Source organism: Euzebyales bacterium (assembly GCA_035461305.1).
Lineage (GTDB): Bacteria > Actinomycetota > Nitriliruptoria > Euzebyales > JAHELV01 > JAHELV01.
On record DATHVN010000132.1, the window covers coordinates 1 to 5167 of the forward strand.

Annotated in this window: 3 protein-coding genes; 1 reads left to right on the forward strand and 2 read right to left on the reverse strand. The window is 69.2% G+C overall.

Annotation, left to right across the window (positions count from 1 at the left end):
* Both VK923_12190 and VK923_12195 read right to left on the reverse strand, forming a co-directional pair.
* Positions 1–1403: potassium transporter TrkG (locus VK923_12190; GenBank protein HSJ45434.1), on the reverse strand; the 1403-nt coding region annotated here is incomplete at its 3' end.
* Between the two features lie 101 nt (positions 1404–1504).
* On the reverse strand, positions 1505–3457 hold the full coding sequence (locus tag VK923_12195; GenBank protein ID HSJ45435.1) for an APC family permease: 1953 nt from the start codon (positions 3455–3457) through the stop codon (positions 1505–1507).
* A 263-nt stretch (positions 3458–3720) separates the two neighbouring features.
* Between VK923_12195 and VK923_12200 the strand changes: the two genes are divergently transcribed.
* Positions 3721–5167: DUF4118 domain-containing protein (locus VK923_12200; GenBank protein ID HSJ45436.1), on the forward strand; the 1447-nt coding region annotated here is incomplete at its 3' end.

Consider the following 5167-nt stretch of genomic DNA (forward strand, 5'->3'; position numbering starts at 1 on the left):
GGCAGTTCGAGGTCGGGCCCGACAATGCCGACGGACAGTCCGACCGCGGCGGCCGCGGACGTGCTCTCGAACAGCGCCTCCTGGATGGAGTAGCCGTAGAACATGCCGAGCAGCGCCCCGGCGAAGTACAGCACGAGATAGAGCACGGTGATGAGGACCGCCGTCCGAACGACCGCGGGGCGCAGCGTCTCGGTACGACCGCCCGAATGGTAGGAATCGACGACGACCGCATCCTGGGGCAGCACGATGCGCTGGACGTCGGTGACGACGGCCTTCGCGAGCACCCCGATGCGCAGTGCCTTGATGCCGCCTGTCGTCGAGCTGGCCATGCCGCCGAACGCCATGGCCATGACGATCATCGCGGGCGCAAGCGCGCCCCAGTCGGTGACGAACAACCGTCCGGGGATGGTGCTGAAGCCGGTCCCGGTATGGGCCGACAGCAGGTGGAAGTAGCCGCGGCGGAACAAGGCCTCAGCGCTGTCGTAGGTCCCGAACCTGGCGAGTCCGATCATGGTGACCGCCGTCAGGCCGATGACGGTGACTGCCAGGACCCGCGTCTCGAGGTCACGCACGAGGGCGACGAGCCTCTTTCGGCGCATGAGCTGGTAGTGCAGGGCGAACGACAACGCGCCAGCGACCATGAGGATGCTGGCGGCGCCCTCGACGACGGCGGAGTGATAGAACCCCAGGCTGGCCGACGTGGGTGCGAACCCTCCCGTGTCAAACGCCGCCATGAACAGCATGACGGCGTGGAGGAGCCCGTCGACCGGGGGCATGCCGGCGGCGACGACCGCGGCCCACAGCATCGCGCCGCCGAACAGCAGGTACAGCAGCGCCACCTGCCAGATGAACGACGCGGTGCGCCGCACGTTCGGCAGGATGCGGTCCTCGCGTCCCTCACCGACGTACAACCCGGCAAGGCCGCCCGCGCCGCCGAACAGGCTGAGCGCCACCAGCACGAGCCCCTGCCCGCCCATGAAATGCATCAGATGTCGCCACAGGTTGATGCTGTCCGAGAGGTGGTCGAGGTCGTTGATCACGGCCAGGCCGGCGGTCGCAAACCCGCTCATGGCATCGAACGACGCGTCGATGAAGCTGCTGTAGTGGCCAGACAGATACAGCGGAACCGCGGCCAGGTACGTCGATACCAGCCACGACAGGGCGACCGCGGCCATCGCGTGGCTCCAGTCGAGATCCCTACTGGTGGCCAGCCGCCACTCGGCCAGGCGACCGAGCAGCAACGCCAGGCCCGCGCCGATCACGAGACCGAGCGCATCGTTGAACTCGCCGCGGATGACGCCGAGCGCGGCGGGGATCAGCATCACGAGCCCGAGCCCCGTGATGATCCGGCCGGTGTACAGGCCGATCAGCGCGAGGTCGCGGCGGTCGGGACGGACGAGCACAACAGTGGACCGTACGGACCGCGACCGTGGGTGACCGGCGTGTTAACGGGTTCTTAGCGCCCGTCGTGCGCTCGCAGGCGGGCGCGGATGGACCCTCGGTGCTACATGCGGAACCCGGCCCACGGGGTGGACGACGGATGCAAGCCTGAGTGCACAGCGGGGAACCCGTCGACGGCGTGATCGTCCGTGTCTGCGGCGAGGGGTCGAAGCGGTACCGAGACGGTGACCGTGTTCGGCCGCTGTGCCAACTCGGCCTTGAGCAGCCACGCCGACTGGTTGTGCAGCAGCGCCTCCCACCAGTGGCGGGTGGTGAACTCGGGGATCACGACGGTCAGGTGGCTGTGCTCGTCGTGGTCGTCGACCTCGTTGATGACCTTCATGACCGGCTCGTACAGCTCACGATAGTGATCGATCACAACGGTCAGGTCGACACCGGTCCCCGCGCGTGCCCATCGACGCCGGACCTTCTCGGTGCCCGCCTCGTCGGACGCGACGTGGACGGCGACGAGCCGGTCGGGTTGCAGCGCCTGCGCATAGGCCAGCGCCTCCAGCGTCCCGCGATGGACACCGCCGACGAGCAGCACCACGATGTGAACGCGCTCGACCTGCTGCCAGTCGTCGGGGATGCGCAGCTGGCGGCCGACGTGCTGGTAGTGGCGGTGGATCGCGCGGAACAGCATGACGACGGCGGGGATGACGATGGCGGGGATCCAGGCGCCGGTCGTGAACTTCGACACGACGACGGTCGCGAGCACCAGCCCGGTCGCGGTCGCGCCGATGCCGTTGATGATCTGCCCGCGCCGCCACCCACGTTCGCATTCGCGGGCGTGGTGGCCGACCATGCCGATCTGGGAGATCGTGAAGCCGGTGAACACGCCGACCGCGTACAGCGGGATGAGCGCCGTCGTCCGCCCGCCGAAGGCGATCAGCAGCAGACAGGCGGTGACGGCGAGCACCACGACGCCGTTGGAGAACACCAGCCGGTCGCCGCGGTGCGCCAGCTGCCGCGGCAGGTAGCCGTCGGCTGCGATGATCGACGACAGGCGCGGGAAGTCGGCGAACGCGGTGTTGGCGGCAAGGAACAGGATCGCCATCGTCGTCAGCTGGATGAACAAGTAGGCGGCTGTTCCGCGTCCGAAGACGGCGCCGCCCATGATCGACAGCAGGGTCTCGTGCTCGCTGACGGTGGGCCGGAGCCGGTCGGCGAGCAGCGACAGGCCGAAGAAGAACCCGCCGAGGATGGTCGCCATCATCACCAGCGTCGTGGCGGCGTTGCGGGACTCGGGCGGTCGGAACGCCTGGATGCCGTTGGTGATCGCCTCGGTGCCGGTCAGCGCGACGGCACCGGACGAGAACGCTCGTGCGAGCAGGAGCACGCCAGCGATGCCAATCAACCCGCCGGAGCCACGCGAGCCGCCGGCGCCGAGCTCGGTCAGGTTGGCATGATCGATGGGCAGCGGTGCCAGGTCGCCGGTCGACAGCCGCCACAGCCCGACGCCGACCAGCAGCGTGAGGCCGACGATGTAGAGGTAGGTCGGGATGGCGAACAGCGTCCCGGACTCCTTCGCGCCGCGCAGGTTGGCCAACGTCATGAACACGACGACCAACACGGCGATGGTCACCTCGGAGCCGCGCAACGCGGGGTAGGCCGACACGACCGCCGCGACTCCGGCCGAGACCGACACGGCGACGGTGAGGGTGTAGTCGACGAGCAGCGACGCGCCGGCAACCAGTGCGGGGCGCTCACCGAGGTTGTCACGTGCCACGATGTACGCGCCGCCGCCGTTGGGATAGGCGTAGATGGTCTGGCGGTAGCTGACCGCCACTATGGCCAGCACCACGACCACCACTGCAGAGATGGGTAGCAGGTAGTCGAGCGCGGCCATGCCGGCCACGGGCACGAGGATGAGCAGGATCTCCTCGGTCGCGTAGGCCGTCGAGGAGATGGCGTCCGACGCGAAGACCGCCAGCCCGAGGCGTTTCGGCAGCCGCTGACGGTGCTCCTCGTGCGTGGCCAGTGGCCGGCCCAGCAGCAGCCGCTTGAGTGTGGACACACTGACTCCTACGTTCGCTGCACCTGCGTCACCGGTCGCGCGGTTCGGGCGCCTCGGGGCGCTGCTGGCTGGGCGCCGCCCGGCTGGTCGCAGCCGATGGGACCATGGACCTGACGCGATGTCGTCGGAACGGTAAGCCCGCCGCCGATGCTGCGACCGCGGGTTAACGCGGTCTTAGCGCTCAACGCGGCGGTGCTAACGGGTCCGTAGCGCTCGGCGAATGCACAATCGTCTCGTCGTCTCCCCAACCTGGGTGCGACACAGTGGCAGACGGTGGCACAGACCTCGGAGAGCAGTTGGGCAACGGTCGCCGTACCCGCATGATGGGTGGCATGCAGCGACGCCGCAGTGACCTGTTACCGCACGCCGGCGGTCAGAGTGGTGCGCGTGTCGGCCTCGCCGGTGATGGTCTGTTCGCCCTTTCGTCGCGTCGCCGCTGGCTCGGCACCGCGCTCGCGGTAGTTGGCCTGACGGTGCTGACCGCGGTGTTCCGCTCGTCCGGCAGCGACGTACAGCTGTCGACGGCGTTGCTGGCATACCTGGCGCTGACGGTCGTGGTGGCGGCCGTCGGAGGGATCTGGCCGAGCGTGTTCGTAGCCGTTGCCGGATTCGCTGCCAGCAACTGGTTCGTGACGCCGCCGTTTCGGACGTGGGTGGTCCACAGCGTCCAGGACGTCCTCGCGCTGACCGTGTTCCTCACCACAGCGGTGGTGATCAGCGCCCTGGTGGACCTGGCAGCACGACGGGCCGCCGAGGCCGAGCGCGCCGGCGCCGAAGCGACGGCATTGGCGCGACTCGCTGCGACGGTGGCTGCCAGCGACGATCCACTGCATCGCCTTGTCGACGACCTGCGACGTGTGTTCGGGCTCGACGCGGCGGCCGTGCTGCGGGACGACGACGGTCACTGGCACGTGTTGGCATGCTCGGGCGCACCGCCTCCGCGATCACCGGACGAGGGCTCGGACACGCTCGAGCTCCAGCCCGGCAGCGTCCTGGTGCTGCGCGGACCACACGCGCCGTTGGACGATCGCCGCATTCTGGCTGCCTTCGCGGCCCAGCTGGCGCTCGCGCTCGACAGGCAACGGCTCGAAGCCGAGGCGATCCGCGCCGAAGGGTTGGCCGAAGCCAACCGGCTACGGACCTCACTGTTGTCGGCGGTGTCGCATGACCTGCGAACGCCGCTGGCGACCATCAAGGCGTGGCTGACCGGCGTGCTCGACGACGACGCCGCGTTCGACCTGCGCGACGTCCACGACATCATCAGCGCGGCGGTCGGCGAGGTGGACCGGCTGAACGCGCTGGTTGGCAATCTGCTGGACCTCAGCAGACTACAGACCGGCGCACTGCACGTCCACGCGCAGCCGGTCGACCTCGACGCCGTCGGCGCCGAGGCGGTCGCCGGGCTCGGCTACACCAACCACCAGGTCGACCTGCGCCTATCCGACACCCTGCCGCCTGTGCTCGCCGACGCTGCCCTGCTGGAGCGGGTGCTCGCCAACCTCATCGACAACGCCGTCCACCACTCCCCGCCCGACACCCCGTGCGAGGTGCACGCCGTCACCGCAGGCAACCGGCTGGACGTCCGCGTCGTCGACCACGGACCTGGGATCCCGGTCGATCAGCGCTCGACCGTGTTCGAGCCCTTCCAACGCCTCGACGACCACACCGGCGGCATCGGCCTGGGGCTCGCAGTCGCCCGAGGGCTAGCCG